Origin of the sequence: Candidatus Manganitrophus morganii (assembly GCA_021651055.1) — a bacterium.
GTDB lineage: Bacteria > Nitrospirota > Nitrospiria > SBBL01 > Manganitrophaceae > Manganitrophus > Manganitrophus morganii.
Genome location: JAJHOH010000001.1, coordinates 969,250 through 984,910, shown reverse-complemented (window position 1 = coordinate 984,910; position 15,661 = coordinate 969,250). Strand labels below are relative to the sequence as shown.

Genomic DNA, 15,661 nt, shown 5'->3' with positions numbered 1-15,661 from the left:
CACCGTGAGCACAACCCCCCAAACGGAGCATTCCGCTCAAATCCCCCCTTTTGGGGGGTTGCGGCGGACGGGTTTCCTTTGGCAGAGTGGAGTCGAGGCGAAGAGCCCGAAGGGAGCCTTCGCCAAAACAGACGAGGGTCATCATGGATTCGTACAGTAAGATGCCGCAGACCGATTGCAACCATTGCGCGGTTCGGGTCCTTTCCTCTTTTTGCGGGGAGCTGAAGTCGCAGGAGATTGATCTTTTCATGAAGATGAAGCGAGCGCATCTCTATGAGAAAAACGACACGATCTTCTACGAGGGAACCGCTTCCACCGGGATTTATATCCTCTGTTCCGGAAGCGTTAAACTGATCCAATCTTCCAAAAGCGGAAAGCAGCAAATTCTCAGCGTCGTTTCTCCGGGAGAGTTGATCGAGAAGAGCCTTCTTTTCCATTCCGGGAGGCATTCGACGACGGCGCGGACACTGGAGCGGTCGGAGGTCAGCTTCTTTTACCGGGACGCGTTTTTGGAGGTGTTGAAATCGAACAACCACCTTGCTATGAACCTGATCAAAACCCTCAGCAGGGAGGTCGAAAACGTTCAGGAGCGGACCCGGCAGATCCTCTTCAAGAGCGCCAAGGAGCGGCTGGCGGAGACACTTCTTACCTTGGGGCGAAAACATGGGGCGAGGCGCGACCGGGATATCGCGATTGAGCTTGATTTAAAACGGGAAGAGCTGGCCGAGATGATCGGTGTAGAGCCCGAGACGGTGGTTCGCCTTTTAGCACTTTTGAAGAAAGAAAAACTGATCCGGATTGACGGAAGAAAGATTCACATCACCGATGAGGAAAAGCTGATCCAGCTCTCCGATTAACATTCCTTCCCCCGTAACGCTTCGGTGATGGAATGCATCCGGGCCGTCACCTTCGTTTTTTCCTCTTTCGTCAAAGAGGATTCGGAGAGCTTAAAAAGAACCTGATTTTCTTTGTTGATGTGAAGCCGGATCAGGTGGACGATCCGAAGCCCCGGATCGAGAACCGCTTTGCGGATCCCCTCGTCGATCGGCGCGATGCTCCGACAAAAAGAGGGGAGCGCTTTTTTCCAGGTACAGAAAGCCGCCCGGATCTTCTCATGCTCGCGCACCATCACCTCGATCGGGCCGTACTCTTTGCCGATGTATTCGGCGAGTACGGGAAAGAGCGCCTCTTCTTCCTTCCGAAAATGCGGACCGATCTCCTTCTCCAGGGCGACGGCCAAATCTTTGAGGAGACCCTTCTCGATCTCCACCCGCTCGGGAAGGGTCTCCTCGGCGGGCTTGCGAAGGTAGCTAAGGGAGCGCTCGATCAGCTCCAGTTTCAGCAGCGTCGCCCGGTGCTCCTCTTTTAAAAGGTGTGTCGGGCCGTCGCTCTCTTCGATCCTATGACTCTTCGGTTTGCTCTCTTCCATCCATTCTCTCCTTGCATCGGACCAGACACATTGAAACATCTTGAGAGTGCCCCCGTCATATTCGAATCAACTTCGGTCGAAAGGCCGACGCGAAGGATGGACCGCAGCACGGACTACTCTTGAATGAAAAGCTTCTCTTTATCGCCGGTCAGGTGTTCGTGGGGGAGCGCTTCCGGTCCGATTCGGAACTTTTCCTGCCGTTCGTATTCGGGCCGCCTCACCGTGGCCGCATCGAACGCGAAGTCCAATTCGACCGTTTCATCGGCCGAGACTGTGATCTCTTTCTCAATCGGCTTCAGATGCGGATGCCAGGCGATGACCCGATAACGCCCCGGCGGAAGGCGGTCGATTTTGAAGACCCCGTCTTTTTTCGTCATTTCGTAGTAAGGGTTATCGACTGAAAACATCCAACCCTGCATGAACTCATGCATTCCGCAGATCATCTGGGCAATCCGTTTTCCAGGATCGAGACGGATCATTCCGCCCCTCGGCTCGTTCGAGACGGGGAGGGGGAAGTTGAGGATGATGTTCCCCCGCTCGTTCTGGAAGATCTGGCCGTTGTGGATCACCGGGTCGCGGTTGACGACCGAAATCGGCTGGTGGTTTTGGATCACCCGAACCAGCGGATGCTCATGGCGGGTCCGCCCCTCCTTGTCGAGGTAAGTATGGTCGCCGGGGGCGATATCGAGGGGGTGAAACATGCAGTTCTCGGCGACGAACTGAGGCCGGATCGAGGGGAAAGGTTTTCCCTTCTTAACATCAACGACGGCGACAACGGCATCCTGCATCCCGCCGCCAGCGCCGACGATGAACTCCTGGACGATGACATTTCCCTCGCCGTCGGAGATCATTTTGCAAAAAGGACCGAAGGGATAGAGGACCAGCGGGAAAACGCGGACGGGCGGTTTCGGGCCGTTTAAAGTGACTTTTCCGATAAGGGTCCCTCCGTTGCTCACCTCCATCTCATCGTAGGCATACGAGGGGAGGAGGGGGGAGATCAAAAATAAAAAGAGAAGCCCAATCACAATTTTTTTGCTCACCGGTTCAGATTCCTCCATCAGAAAGGAATGGGGCAGGAGGTTTGACCTCCTGCCCCATTTTTGGAGAGCGTTACCGCTCCAGCATGGAGAGCGGTCCCGGAGCGTCCCCCTGTTGAGAGAGGGTATCGGGAGCTTCCGGATCGGGAAGCTCCGCCGTTTTAGATCCCACTCCGGCGCCGCCGTTCAGCGGTTGGATCTTTCGATCCCCAGCGGGGAGGACTTTCATGTACCCCCACTGTCCGGCGGCCGCATACGGCATCCGGTGGTTCTGCCAGAGGTAGACCCCTGGAATGTTGAATGGACCGCCGGCCCCCCCTTGCAGGTTGACCTCGATGTTCTGAGACGATCCGAACTCGCTGGAGCTGAGCAGATCGGCCCCCGCCATGTTCGGCTTGAGGGGCCACTCATGCCCTTCGATGCTGAAGACCTGATTTTGCTCGTTGAACGCTCCGAAGACGTGGATGCGAACCGGGTCGCCCGCATGCGCCGTGATGGTCGGCGTGGCCGGGTCCGATTCCCCTGCAACACAGGGGGTGAACATCAGACCGATCTCGCACCCTTGCTCTTCACGGTACATCCACGGCTCGCTCCGGTAGTTGACCCCGGTGAGCCCTCCGATCTGCTGAATGTACGGCATGAACGAGGTTCCGATGATGTTGTCTTCGTCCTGGAAGAAGAGCGAGGCATCCCGGTAATCCGACCGATTCACATTCTGAGGAAGGGATCGATCGATCATCACGTCGGTCTGCCAGGCGTTCTTCAACGAGACATCCTCGCCGGTGACCGGATCTCGATACTTCGATCCGGGCGGTCCGACGATGATCGCCCCGAAGAGGCCGTCTCGGACGTTGTTAATGAAGTTGCCCCAATCCCACACCATTGCTGCCGTCTCCCCGTATTGCGGATGGGCGTAGAAGGTATAGGTCCGGCTCTTGCCGGGGGCGACCATCTGATCGCCCGGGTTGTTCCCGACGTTCACCCCGTGAGAATCTTTCGGGTCGAAGGCCAGCATGTCGGCGCTGAAAGACGCCTTGCTCCCCTTCATTTCATTTTTTAGGTTCACCTTGATGCAGTCGCCGACGTTGACATGGAGGGTCAACGGCATCGGCTGGAAACCGCCGTCGGCGACTTTGGTTTTCTCCCCTTCGAGCATGAAGATCTTACCCGAAGGATTCGCCACCTGCAGCTTTCGGTCGAAGTCGACCTCGATGAAGTCGGGGGCTTTGTTGTTGAATTTGAGCGCCCGATCGGCTGCAATGACGTTGAAGGTTTTCACCGGGGCATTGGCCGGACAGACCGACTTGGCCGATTGGGGAATTTCCCCGGTGCCGGGGAGTTTCTGCAGATCTTTGGTCTCCTTGTCCAACACCCGGACGATCCCCCAACTCCCTTCCGAGAGGTGAGAAGGCCGGCCGTTGTAGTGGAGGTAGTCCCCCGCGATCTGCTGCGCTCCCCCCGCCTTGGTGACGAGATCGTACCGCTCGGCGATCCCGACATGCCAAGCATTCTTCAGATCGGAATGCTCCGCATACCGCTCCGTTCTGAACGCGTGGCCGCCGAGGTGCCAAACGTGGGTCTCATTCATCATGACATGGAGAAGTCGGAAGACGAGGGTGTCTCCCAGATACGCCCGAAGCATCGGGGTGCTCGGATCCTGGTGGGCCTTGCTCGAGAAGATCAAAGTCGGATCGGGATTGTTTTTGAGGCGCCGCGCCACCGATTCCGCCCGGAAGTTGAATCCGCCTCCGGTGGTGTGGGTGCCGCCGTTGAGCATCTTGGCGGCGGTCAGATCCAAATCGTAAGGCATTTGGAACGACAGGGTTTGCCCCGCGTCGATCGCCACCTGGAGGGTCTGGCCGGGGGGATTTCCCTCAGTGACCACCTGGGCGGTGTGCGGCACGGTGTCGTGCGGCATGACGATCAACTCTCTGAAGCTGCCGTTGACCCCGTACCCGATCGGCTCCGTCGTATGGACATCGGCGACCGTTCCGCTCCGGATTTCCTTTCCAGTTTTCGGATCATGGTAGGTGGAGCCGTACGGCTCCACGATCATTGCCCCGACCCCGCCGTGCGGCCAGGTGGTGGCCCCGAAGGCGTGGTCGTGCCAGAAGACCGTTCCGACGTCGGCGTCACCCCAGTAGCGGTAGCGGATATACTCCACCGAGGCGATCTCCCCCTTCTTGTGGGGGTGTTTCAGCGGCTCGTTAAAGGTGATCGTATCGCCGTCGATCGCCTTGATCCAGCGGACTTCGGAGGTTTTCACCTCGTCCATCCCGATCATCAGATCGGTCCCGACATGGAAGGGGGTCGCCCCCTCGGCCATCTTGATCTTGATGCGGCTCGATCCCGCCTTGATGTCCTCGGTGAGGACGGAGTTCATCGGCGTCGGGAGCCCCTTGTGTTTCTTCTTCGACATCTGCGTGAAAGGCCGGACCGACTGCTCGTAAGAGAAGCCGCTGATCACGCCGTCGGAGGCCTGGTTGTCGAACTGAATGAAGTGGGGATGGATGTTGATTTTCGACATCTGGAAGTTGGTGACGTCGTTATCCTCCCATTCGCTCTTTAAGATGACGTCGACGCAGTCGTAGACGTTGTACCGGTAGACCAGCGGGATCGTCTTGTCGCTGGCCGGGTTGGCCCGGACCTCCGCCTCGTCTTCATGGAGGACGTAGATCAATCCGCTTTTGTCTACGACCGGCTTGATTTTCCCGAGGCCGGTGGACAACTGGATCGGCGTTTCAATGAAGTGGATCGTGTATTGTTTCCGTCCCGCGCTTTCCGGGCAGAGGCTCCATCGTCCCTGCTCTCCGGGTCGGGCCGGCTGGTTGGTCTCTTCGCCCGGCGCTCCGACGCCACCCGGTTCGGCGCCGACCGACCCGGTGTTTTTGTCCATGTGAATCGGCTCCAGCCAGGGGGCCGGACCGTGGTGGCGGGCAAAGGGCACCCGCTTTCCGAAGTGCGGCTTGAAGTGCGGCCAGGCCAGCTTCCCGGTCACCGGCTCGAAGAGAATCGGCGGCCGTTTGCCCGGCATCGGCGATTTATATTTCGGAAAATCGAACTGGCCGGTCGCCTCCGGCTCGCCCATCGCTTTGTTCCCTTCCCAAGCCCAATCCCAGACGGTGCCGTCATAGGCGGCGATCTGTCCCTTCTCGTCCGAGGTGTGACCCGGCTGACCGGCCGGCGGAAGCATCATCTTCACCCAGTCCTTGATCGAGATCTCTGGGATCGGCTTGCTCCAATCCGATTTGTTGGAGGTGAGGCTCCATTTCTTGTCATACCAGTCCATCGTCTTGCCGACGAGCTTGTCGGAGGTGACGGCCGGCTTGATTCGGCCCTTCCGATCCGGGAGTTCTTGCAGCGGCGGCATGATGTCGGTGCTGCCGAAGGGGTAGTTCCCGGTCTGCAGGGTGTTGTAGTTCCGCCAGTAGCCCCACATCCCGGCGACGTAGTGATGCGCCACGTGGCAGTGGAAGAGGAAATCCCCCGCCAACTGCTGGCAGAGCCCGCCGCCGCACTCGGTCTGAAGGTCGAGGACCTCGGACGGTCCGATCACCTCAACGTCCACCCGATCGGAGGTGGTCCGGATCTCGGGAAATTTCACCGGTCCGTTCCCCGCCGCCGTCATGAGAAAGTCGGCCTTTCCGTCGGCCTTCGGCTGGCGAAGCCAGCGGATGGTGCCGCCGTGGGGATGGTGGGAGTGGAACACTTCGCCGCCGCCGTGAACCAGGCGGAATTTGATCGGGTCTCCCATATACGACCGAGGAATCGTCGTCGGGACGTCGGCAAAGGTGTAGGAACTGTAGGCGAGGGACTCGTCCTCGAAGTGGAAGTACTTTTCCTGAAGGGCGAGGTTGTTGACGCCGAACGGCTCGCTCCGGTAGCTGATGGCGCGGGCGGAGGGGCGGTAGGCGTCGGTGTTGGGATCGCGCTGCGGGATCATCTCGCCGTTTTTATTCAACGGCCGGAACGATTCGTCGCCGATCTCATGGTAGAAGATCACGAATTCCCGGAAATCGGGCTGATTGGGAAGTTCGATCATCACCTGCCATCCGCTTTTCGTCTCTTTGCCGGTGATGGCATCGAGATAACGCGCCCCCATCGGCTCGACGATGAAAGATCCGATCATTCCGAGGCTCGCCTGCTCGCGTCCGACGTGGCTGTGGAAATTGTGGACCCCTTCCTGCTCGTTCGGCCGGATGTACCATTCGAACGTCTGGCTCTTGCCGGGGGTGACGTTCGACTCTGGATTGGAGGCCGTGGCGGCCTGACCCGACGCCTGGACGATCATGCTGGAGCCGTGGATGTGGATCCCGACATCCTCGCCGTCGAGCTTGTTCCGAAGGGTGATTACGACGCAGTCCCCCTGGTTGCCCCGGATGTTCAGCGGCTGGATCATGTCGGTTTGAAGACCGGTCGTCACCGCTCCCGGGTCATACCCCTCTTTTTCACGGGCCTCCGCATTCTTTTTCTCTTCCGCCCGGACTTTGTCGATGTTTTCGGTCAAGACGTACATGTAGCCGGGATGAAAGTCGAGCCACTGGTTCAGCGTGATCTCGACGTTGATGGCGGAGATGTCATATTCCTTGACCGGCGCGTTCTTCGGGCAGCGGCCGCCCGCGGTCACGCTCTCCCCGGTGCTCGCTGGCCCGAGGAAATAGCTGCGATCCATCTGCTGCATCATGCTCATTCCCTCGAAGGGTCCCGAGCCCCCCGTATGGTCCGAATGTTGTTTCATTCCCTTGGAGATTTCATCCATCAATTTGTTCATCGCGGCGTCGACCCGGTCGGAATGGCCGGCGCGGCCTTCCGCTTGGTCTTCCCGCGCAATCTGTTCTTTCAGCTTTTCTTCCCATCCGGAAGAAGCGACCGGCTGCGCCTCGGGGTGGGTATGGTCTCCCCCGGCGACGGCCCCTTCTTTTCCCGATAGAATCAACAAGAGGGCTATTGACGCCGCCCTCCAAAGATCCCTTCGTACAATGTTCATCATTTCTCCCCCTGTATGTTTTCTTTTTGGATCAACGTTTCAGCAGGATGTGGATTGCTCTGTGGAATACACCCCGTCGGCTGTTCTTCATTGCGGTTCGGAACAGTGTATCTCCGAGAGCAAAAGACATGCCTCTCACGGAAGCGTTTGAAAAAGGCCCGAATGGAGCGGAATTTTATTTTTTTCGGAGAAGGGGAGGAGGAGGGCGGTCCGGCGGCGCTGTCCAACTGTCCAATGTCTTGGTCACAACCGGCCCGCCGACTTGGACAGGTGAACAGCCCGCCGCAGGATCTCTCCTCGCTAATATCCTCTGGCGAGATAGACCGCCGCCAAGACGATGAAGAGGCCGACCAGCAGGTTCAATCGAGCCATCCACCGGACGGTCCGTTGGAGCGGGTGAGGCGCCGCCGTGGATCGGCTGATTCGGATCGATCGAGGGCCGAGGACGATATCATGAAGAAAGGTCAACGAGATCATCAATGCGATTAGGGTCAACTTCATCCCGAACCAGCCTTCCATTCGTAGGGGAAGTCCAAGATGATAAACACGAAGCAGGCCGGTGACCAGGAGAATCCCCAGCGCGGTCCAGCCGGTGAGACGAAAACGTCTCCCGATTTCACTCATCAGCCCCGCTCGATCCACGGGAGGTATCTTTCGGAGGGAGGGGATGAGGACGATGGAAAAAAAGAGCATCCCCCCGACCCAAAACATCGCCGCCGAAATGTGAATCCAAATTAAAACCATCCAGAACATACGTTTTTCCGTCCTTTCCATTCGGAGGAGTCTGTTTTGATCGTGGAATTTAAGACAATCAGATCACCCACGATCGTTCTCAGATCTTTCGACAAACCTCCCCGAGTCGACCGGTCGGGATCGGTCGAAGAAGAGAAGACGGCGGTCACGATGGGGAACCAGGTGGATAGGCGACGACGTCAGCGATCGAGTTGATACCGTTTGATCTTGTTGTAGAGGCTGGCGCGGGCGATGCCGAGGGAGCGGGCGGCGAGCGACTTATTCCCCTTGTGCCTTTTGATCGCGTCGATGATCTGATCTTTTTCCACCTTGAGCACCGCTTCATCACGTGAGATGGAGAGGGGGATCGACGGAGAGGAAGGGATCGGGATCTCTTCGTCGATCAGGAACGATTCGGGAAGGATTTCGAGGCCGGGGGAGACGAGCACCCCCCGCTCGATGACGTTCTCCAGTTCCCGGACGTTCCCATGCCAGTGAAATTTCATCAGCAGGCTCAACGCCTCTCCCGACAGATACATCGGGCCTCTTCCGTTCGGGAGGGCATATTTTTCAATGAAGTGTTCGGCGAGCAACGGGATATCATCCGGCCGCTCGCGAAGGGGGGGAATCACAATCGGCATCACCGCCAGCCGGTAGTAGAGATCTTCCCGGAAGTTCTTTCGGGCGATCGCCTCCTTCAGCGGCTTGTTGGTGGCGGCCACCACCCGCACATTCACCTTGATGCTCCGATTGCCTCCCACCGGCCGCGCCTCCCCTTCTTGCAACACCCGAAGGAGCTTCGACTGAAACGCCAAGCTGGTGTCGGCGATCTCGTCGAGGAAGAGGGTTCCCCCTTCGGCTTCTTCGAAGAGCCCTTTTTTGTTCTGGATGGCGCCGGTGAAGGCCCCTTTGACATGGCCGAAGAGCTCGCTCTCCAGCAACGTTTCGGGAAGCGCGCCGCAGTCGATGGCGATGAAGGGCCGATCGCGCCGGAGGCTGCTCTGGTGGATTGCCTTGGCGACGAGCTCTTTGCCGGTGCCGCTCTCGCCGTAGATCAGGATCGTCGCATTGCTGGGGGCGATCAGCCGGATCATCTGAAAGAGCGCTTTGATTTTTTTGCTCCCCCCGATCATGCCGCAGAAGGAGCGTTCCCCGGCGGAGGGGGCTTTCCGTTTTCGTGCAGGGGTGTTCTCTTCGGAGAGGGGCGCTTCGGCAGGGGAGAGCTCTTGAATCACTTCAATGGTGCGGATGACCTTCCCCTCCTGATCCAAAATAGGGTAGGATCGAAATTCTTTGAGGACGGGGCTTCCCCCTTCCGTCGATTCGGTCTTGCGGATCACACGGTAAGGTTTATTGGTCTCGAATGTCTGAAGGCAGGGGCAGGGATCGCAAGGGTGGTTTTTTCCATGGAGGACTTCGTAACACTTTTGTCCGGTCGGGCTTGCTCCGGCGGTTCTTCCCCGGACCGTCTTATTGGCATAGGTCAGGTTGAAGTCCCGATCGATCACAATAATCGGGTCGGCGATTCCATCTAAAACGGGGTGAGGATCGTTCCTGAAGTCGGACTCGTTCACGGTGATGGCCCTGTGTCTTTGGTAATTTCACACTATCCGATCCCTCCTTTCGTAACAATGATATAAATCACGGCAAGAGTTGATCTAGATCAACTCTTGCCCCGATCGCCTCGACCGCCGTCAGACGGTCATTTCGACTCTCCAGTAAAGATCTTCGTAGAGACGCCGGGAGACCGGATTCTCCGGGTCGATCTCCATCGACATTTCCAGGTGATGGAGCGCTTCCCTCAGGTTTTTCATCGCAATCAATGCCACCGCACAATTGTAGTGACCTTGCCAGAAGGTATCGTCCATCTCCGAGGCGACGATGAAATTTGAAAGCGCCTCCTGGATTTTTCCTTGTCGATAAAGCTCCACCCCCCGGTTGTTCAGGTGCGCTGCCTGGGCGAAGACCACCTCCTCCTCTGGAACCGGTTCCGGCTGAAGCGCAGCCACAAAGCCGATTAGAAAGAAGGAGACGATCACCAATCCCGCCACCCCAAGCCGATGGCTCCATTTTGATTTCATCTCCCTTCCCTCCTTTATTCTCCTACCGATCGACGCTGGGACCTTCCATCCCACCTAACTCATGAAAGAGCAAAGAAGGTGCCGAGCGGGTCCGATGCGATCCGAAGCCGGTTGTTCAAGGAATATAAAGCGTTAGAAGAGTGAATCTCTTTTTTATTTTGGGAGAAGGAGGCGGCCGTTGTCCAATTCGACTAACCGGCCGGACAATCTGAACAGTTGGAGCGGAAATCTTCAAGGCAGGCTCGGCCGCTTTCCCTTCTTACTTTAACGAGAGGAGATAAGCCACCAATGCATCCAGCTCTTCCTTCGTTCCGCGGAAGGGAGGCATCATCGTCTCCGGGGCGACCGACTTCGGATCGGGAAGAAACTTCTTGAGCCACGCCTCGTCCCGGCGGCTTCCGACCTTGGTGAGATCGGGGCCGACCGGACCCCCCTTCCCCTGAATCGCATGGCAGGCGGTGCATTGGCGCTCGCCAAAGAGCTTCTCCCCCTGTTTTATTTTCGCCGCGTCGGCGGCCGAGGCTCGCTCCGCGAAGGTTAAAAAGAGCGCCAATAACGTGAAGATCAAAAGAGATCGGTTTCGCATACGACTCCTCCACTCAAATTAGAATTGATTATTTTCCCGAACGTCTCTTGGGTTTCCTTATCACTTTTTCAGGCTGAGCATATACCGCGTTAAATCTTCCAGTTCCGGTTCGGGGAGACGGGTCGGCGGCATGATTGATCCGGGGACCAATGATTGCGGGTCTTTGAAGTGGGCGATCAACCAATCGCGGTCGCGCGCATCGCCGACGAAGGAGAGATCGGGCCCCACCTGCGCCCCCTGGCCGTGGATGCGGTGGCAGCCGGCGCAGGCGAGCTTGGCGTAAATCGCCCGCCCCCGCTCGACCGCCGGATCGGTTTTCTTCAACGCGGCGGTCTCCTTCATCGCCAGGCCGAGAAGGGTGAAGACGAAAACCAAAAAGAACGCCCCGGCGCCGATCGCGATCGGACGCCGCGCCGGCGAGCGCTCCCGCTTTCGGCCGAGAAAGGGGATGGCAAAGAGAATTGCGAAGAAGAGGACCGGGAGGACAAAGGTGACGACCGGCTCCCACGGTCCTTCCGAATATTTCAGAAGCTGATAGTAGAAGAGATAATACCACTCCGGAACCGGGCGGAAGGTGGTGTCGGTCGGATCGGCGGGATCCCCCAAATGCGCCGGAAAGAGGTTGACCAGGACGACCAGCGCCAGAAAAACCGCTCCCATCGCCACCGCATCCATGAAGACCTGCTTTGGATAAAACGGCTCCGAGATCCGCTTCGCCCGCGCTTTGTCCCAGGGGCCGGCCGGACCGACCCTTCGAAGGATGAAAAGATGTCCGGCGATCAAGAACATAATCAGCCAAGGAAGAAAGAGGGTATGGATGGCGAAGAACCGGCTGAGGGTCAAGGCGCCCAGCTCCGCCCCGCCGCGGAGAATCCGCGCGAGGGTTCCGCCGATCCAGGGGACGCTCCCGACCAGATTGATCCCGACCTGAGTCGCCCAGTAGGCTTTCTGATCCCAGGGGAGAAGATAGCCGGTGAAGCCGAAGGTCAGTGTGAGGATTAATAAAAAAACACCGACGATCCACATCGGCTCCCGCGGCGGTTTATAGGCACCATAGAGAAAAACTTGGAGCATGTGAAGGCCGATCGCCACCATCATGGCACTCGCCCCCCAGTGGTGCAGTCCCCGGACAAAGGCGCCGAATGGGACCTCCTCCTGGATGAACTTCACGCTCTCATACGCATGGTCAGGAGTGGGGGCGTAGTAGAGGGCGAGAAAGGTTCCGGTCGTCGCTTGTAACAGGAAGAGAAAAAGGGTGACGCTTCCGAAGATATAAATCCAGCTGGCGCCCCCCGGAATCGCCTCATCGAGGAGATGATGAAGGATCGGCGGCAATTTGAGACGGTCGGAGAGCCAGGAGAAGAGGCGATTCATCAGATCGCCTCTTTCTTGGGAAGACCGGCTTTGAATTCCTGATAAAGAACAAAGAGCCGATCCCCTTCGATTTTCGTCGGAAGCGTGTCGAGCGGGCGGGGGGCGGGACCGGCGAGGACCTTTCCTTCAAGGTCAAAAACCGAGTTGTGACAGGGACAGAGAAATTGCTGATCTGCGTCGGACCATCGATAACCGCAGCCGAGATGGGTGCAGATGGGGGAGAAGGCGACCACCTCGCCGTCCGGTTTTTTGTAAGCCCAGAACGACCGGACGGTGTTGCTCTTCATCCAGCCGCTGGAGGAGGAGCGAACCACCTCGAGTTCTTTCGGCCGGTTAAGCTCGATCAGATCGAGCGGTCCGACCTCCGACCAGGGCTCTTCCCGCTTACGGAGGGTCGGGAGAACCGCATATCCGAGAAGAGGAATTCCCAACCCCAGACCGATAAGTCCTGAAATGGCTGCAATGATCTTTCCGAAAAAACCTCTTCGGTTGATCTCCGACATCTCACCTCCGTTTGAGTGTTTTTAATAGGGAACAATTATATCCAATACTCAAACGAAGGCAATGCCTTTTTTGAGGAAAGGGATATTCCGGACGTCTCTCGCGATAAGAGGCGACTGTGAAATCTATTCCGGCGGGCCGAGGAAAAATCCGGCCATCTCTTCCATGTAGAGCGGCCGGAGGAGATCCCGGACCGAAAAGACGCCGACCACCTCTCCTCCGCGGGTCACGGCAAGGTGGCGGATTCCCTTCGACTCCATTAGGTCATTCGCCTCCATCACCGTTCTGTCGGCCTCGATGGTGATGAGGGGGAACTGCATCACCTGCCAGACCAGAATGCCGGCGGGGTCAAGCTGTTTTGCGATCACCTTTCGGACGATATCGGTCTCGGTGATGATCCCGACATAGGCCCCTTCCCGGGTCACCAATAAGCTTCCGATCGCGTCTGCCGCCATCCCTTTCGCCGCCTCCGAAATGTTTTCATCGGCATCGATCGCGTTGATCTTCATTGTCGTAAATCGTTCCACCAGAGGAATCATCGGGCTCCTCCTTTCCATATTTACAGAGGCTATCGTTTTCCGGGGCGCCGTCAGGCGGCCGCGGTTTCTTCTTTTGCAAGCGTTTTTTTATTCTCGGCCGCCGCCTGCCGCCGCACCGCTACGATTGGGACGGGGGAGGCGCGGAGGACCCGCTCCGTCACGCTTCCCATCAAGAGGCGCTGCACCCCCGTTCGCCCGTGCGTCCCCATGACGATCAGGTGGCATTGGAGATCTCCCGCCGCCTTAATGATTTCGGCGGCGGGATCACCCTTGAAGAGATGGGTTTCGACCAGGAGCCCTTCTTCTCTCAATGGGTGAGCCATTCGATCGAGCTTCTGTAGCAGCCTCAGTTCAAGAAAGTCGAACGGTTCAATGTGGGAGCTGGCGATGTCGATCGGCTCTATGACATGGGTTAAAAGAAGCGCCGCGTTCAGCTGGCGGGTGAGTTGAACCGCTTCATCGAATGCCGCTTTCGCGCATTCCGAGAAGTCGGTGCTCATAAGAATTTTCTTTATCTTCTTCATGTCGGTCTCTCCAGAAGCAAAAGGATCGTTCCCGCTTGTATCGCCTGTGGTGGTATCCATTATTGGCTTCCGTAACTCTATTCTGACCGAACCGAGAAACAGCGACAACCCCCCAAAAGGAGCGTTTCTTCAGGAAGCTGTTCTCTATTTTTTATGGCAGAGGGGCCTGCCGGAGTCGGGAGAGAAACCAGACGAAGAGCACTCCCCAAAGCGCCGCACTGAGGTGGCTGAGGGAGAGGCCGAAGAGGACCCGTTTCCCTTCCAGATAAAAAAGACCGAGGGTGACGACCGAGATGGCCGTCAGGACCAGGCCCAAGATCCGAAGGTCGTTTTGCCGATCGAACTCCTGCTTGATCCCATGGAGGTCGCCGGCGTCGAGCTTCACGCCGATCTCGCCCCGCTCCACTTTGATCAACACTTTTTCAACGCGATCGGGCAATCCTTTGAGGAGTTCCAGCCGGTCGAAGAGATCGGTTTCGACGCTCCGCAGCAGACGCCGCGGGCTCCAATACGCCTGCCACGCTTTTTGGACGAACGGCTCCAGCTCCCGGTTGAAGTCGAATTCGGGATAAAGGAGCAGCCCCATCCCCTCGGTGGTCAGGATCGCCTTGCCGAAGAGGGCGAGGTCGGAGGGGAATCGGATGCCGTTTCGCGTTCCCTGATTGATCGCCCGGAAGAAGGCGCGAGCGGCGCTCGGCGGATGGGGCGAGTAGAAGAATTCGCTCAAGATGTTGGAAAGATCTTTCTTGAAGCCGCTGACGTCGCTTCGTTCGTCGACCAACGCCAGGCGGAGAAAGTGTTTGGTGAACCCCTCCATGTCTTTTTTGACGAAGCCGAGGAGGGCATGAAGCAGGGTGCGCCGCGCCTCCTCATCCAAATAACCGACCATCCCGAAATCGTGCAGGCAGAGCGACCCCTCCGGCGTGGCGAAGAAATTGCCGGGGTGCGGATCGGCATGGAAAAACCCGGCGGTCAGAAACTGCTCGAAGAAAGCATCGACCCCGATCGAGGCGAGCCGTTTTCGATCGATTCCCAATGCCTCCATTCCCGCCAGGTCGTCGGCCTTGACCCCATGCGAGAAGGTCATCGTGAGGACCCGCTTCGTCGTCCACTCCCAGTAGACCCGGGGAATGTGGATGTTCGGATTCTCCTTGAAGATCGCCCGGAAGCGTTCGGCGTGATGTCCCTCGGCCTCGAAGTCGAGCTCCCGCAGGGTCCAGTCGGCGAACTCCTTCACGATCCGGGTCGGCCGGTAGATGTTCCACTCCGGGATGAAGCGCTCCGCCAGACTGGACAAATAATAGAGAAGATGAATGTCCTGCCGGATGATTTTCTCGATCTCCGGCCGCTGGACTTTGACGGCGACCTCGGTCCCGTCGATTAAAAGCGCGCGATGGACCTGGGCAAGCGATCCGGCCGCCGCCGGTTTTTCCTCGAAAGATTTGAAGAGCGCCTCCGGGGGGGTGCCGAATTCTTCCGTGACGATCCGGCGGACCGCTTCGTATGGAAAGGGCGCGACGTCGCTTTGCAGCTTGGAGAGCTCCCGGGAGAGGGGCTCGCCGACGAGATCGGCCCGCATGCTCAAGACCTGTCCCAACTTGACGAAGGTCGGTCCCAATCGCTCCAGGACCGATCGGAGGAGGGCGGGGGAGAGAATCGGACCGCTCCCGTCGATTTTCATCAGGGGGGCTTCCGGGGGACGCCGGGTGAAAACGGCCCGGAGCCGAAACCAAAGGGGGATGAAGTATTTCAGCCGCAATCGCTGAATGAGGAGGTCCCCCCCCGATTCGAAGACGACCCCGACGATCGTCCGCAGGCGATTCAAGTCGGTCCATTTGAATTGGAGCGATCGGTCATTCATTATGCGACCG

The 15,661-nt window shown here is 58.0% G+C and carries 13 protein-coding genes; 1 reads left to right on the top strand and 12 read right to left on the bottom strand.

What is annotated here, in order from left to right:
• Positions 1-143: 143 nt before the first annotated feature.
• A complete protein-coding gene (locus MCM46_04465; GenBank protein MCG3111059.1) occupies positions 144-857 on the top strand; it encodes a Crp/Fnr family transcriptional regulator in 714 nt (237 codons plus the stop codon).
• Here MCM46_04465 and MCM46_04460 read toward each other — a convergent pair.
• From MCM46_04460 to MCM46_04405, 12 genes are all read right to left on the bottom strand, one after another.
• Positions 854-1,429, bottom strand: coding sequence for a hemerythrin domain-containing protein (locus tag MCM46_04460; GenBank protein ID MCG3111058.1), 576 nt, complete (start codon positions 1,427-1,429; stop codon positions 854-856). The two genes, MCM46_04465 and MCM46_04460, sit on opposite strands and share 4 nt — an antisense overlap.
• Positions 1,430-1,542: 113 nt before the next feature.
• On the bottom strand, positions 1,543-2,469 hold the full coding sequence (locus MCM46_04455) for a carboxypeptidase-like regulatory domain-containing protein (protein MCG3111057.1): 927 nt from the start codon (positions 2,467-2,469) through the stop codon (positions 1,543-1,545).
• Positions 2,470-2,539: 70 nt separating this feature from the next.
• On the bottom strand, positions 2,540-7,456 hold the full coding sequence (locus MCM46_04450) for a multicopper oxidase domain-containing protein (GenBank protein ID MCG3111056.1): 4,917 nt from the start codon (positions 7,454-7,456) through the stop codon (positions 2,540-2,542).
• A gap of 297 nt (positions 7,457-7,753) precedes the next feature.
• A complete protein-coding gene (locus tag MCM46_04445; GenBank protein MCG3111055.1) occupies positions 7,754-8,206 on the bottom strand; it encodes a DUF4149 domain-containing protein in 453 nt (150 codons plus the stop codon).
• Between the two features lie 179 nt (positions 8,207-8,385).
• Positions 8,386-9,759, bottom strand: a complete 1,374-nt coding sequence (locus tag MCM46_04440; GenBank protein ID MCG3111054.1) for a sigma 54-interacting transcriptional regulator — start codon at positions 9,757-9,759, stop codon at positions 8,386-8,388.
• 120 nt (positions 9,760-9,879) lie between these two features.
• Positions 9,880-10,266 (bottom strand): hypothetical protein, encoded by a 387-nt coding sequence (locus tag MCM46_04435; GenBank protein MCG3111053.1) that lies wholly within the window; start codon positions 10,264-10,266, stop codon positions 9,880-9,882.
• 259 nt (positions 10,267-10,525) lie between these two features.
• The gene (locus tag MCM46_04430) at positions 10,526-10,852 is read right to left on the bottom strand and encodes a c-type cytochrome (protein MCG3111052.1); all 327 of its coding nucleotides are present in this window, start codon (positions 10,850-10,852) and stop codon (positions 10,526-10,528) included.
• A 60-nt stretch (positions 10,853-10,912) separates the two neighbouring features.
• Positions 10,913-12,226, bottom strand: a complete 1,314-nt coding sequence (locus tag MCM46_04425) for a cytochrome b N-terminal domain-containing protein (GenBank protein ID MCG3111051.1) — start codon at positions 12,224-12,226, stop codon at positions 10,913-10,915.
• A complete protein-coding gene (locus MCM46_04420) occupies positions 12,226-12,729 on the bottom strand; it encodes a ubiquinol-cytochrome c reductase iron-sulfur subunit (GenBank protein MCG3111050.1) in 504 nt (167 codons plus the stop codon). The genes MCM46_04425 and MCM46_04420 overlap by 1 nt, the downstream gene beginning before the upstream one ends.
• Positions 12,730-12,852: 123 nt before the next feature.
• A complete protein-coding gene (locus tag MCM46_04415; protein MCG3111049.1) occupies positions 12,853-13,266 on the bottom strand; it encodes a CBS domain-containing protein in 414 nt (137 codons plus the stop codon).
• 50 nt (positions 13,267-13,316) lie between these two features.
• Entirely contained in the window at positions 13,317-13,850 is a 534-nt protein-coding gene (locus MCM46_04410; GenBank protein ID MCG3111048.1) for a universal stress protein, read from the bottom strand.
• 91 nt (positions 13,851-13,941) lie between these two features.
• Positions 13,942-15,651: an AarF/ABC1/UbiB kinase family protein gene (locus MCM46_04405; GenBank protein ID MCG3111047.1), complete on the bottom strand. Its 1,710-nt coding sequence runs from the start codon at positions 15,649-15,651 to the stop codon at positions 13,942-13,944.
• Positions 15,652-15,661 lie beyond the last annotated feature (10 nt).

What these genes read in the sequence shown, in the direction of transcription:
- MCM46_04425 (MCG3111051.1), bottom strand. Translation starts at nt 12,226, where the DNA reads ATGAATCGCCTCTTCTCCTGGCTCTCCGACCGTCTCAAATTGCCGCCG.
- MCM46_04450 (MCG3111056.1), bottom strand. Translation starts at nt 7,456, where the DNA reads ATGATGAACATTGTACGAAGGGATCTTTGGAGGGCGGCGTCAATAGCC.
- MCM46_04445 (MCG3111055.1), bottom strand. Translation starts at nt 8,206, where the DNA reads ATGTTCTGGATGGTTTTAATTTGGATTCACATTTCGGCGGCGATGTTT.
- MCM46_04435 (MCG3111053.1), bottom strand. Translation starts at nt 10,266, where the DNA reads ATGAAATCAAAATGGAGCCATCGGCTTGGGGTGGCGGGATTGGTGATC.
- MCM46_04405 (MCG3111047.1), bottom strand. Translation starts at nt 15,651, where the DNA reads ATGAATGACCGATCGCTCCAATTCAAATGGACCGACTTGAATCGCCTG.
- MCM46_04430 (MCG3111052.1), bottom strand. Translation starts at nt 10,852, where the DNA reads ATGCGAAACCGATCTCTTTTGATCTTCACGTTATTGGCGCTCTTTTTA.
- MCM46_04420 (MCG3111050.1), bottom strand. Translation starts at nt 12,729, where the DNA reads ATGTCGGAGATCAACCGAAGAGGTTTTTTCGGAAAGATCATTGCAGCC.
- MCM46_04460 (MCG3111058.1), bottom strand. Translation starts at nt 1,429, where the DNA reads ATGGAAGAGAGCAAACCGAAGAGTCATAGGATCGAAGAGAGCGACGGC.
- MCM46_04415 (MCG3111049.1), bottom strand. Translation starts at nt 13,266, where the DNA reads ATGATTCCTCTGGTGGAACGATTTACGACAATGAAGATCAACGCGATC.
- MCM46_04410 (MCG3111048.1), bottom strand. Translation starts at nt 13,850, where the DNA reads ATGGATACCACCACAGGCGATACAAGCGGGAACGATCCTTTTGCTTCT.
- MCM46_04465 (MCG3111059.1), top strand. Translation starts at nt 144, where the DNA reads ATGGATTCGTACAGTAAGATGCCGCAGACCGATTGCAACCATTGCGCG.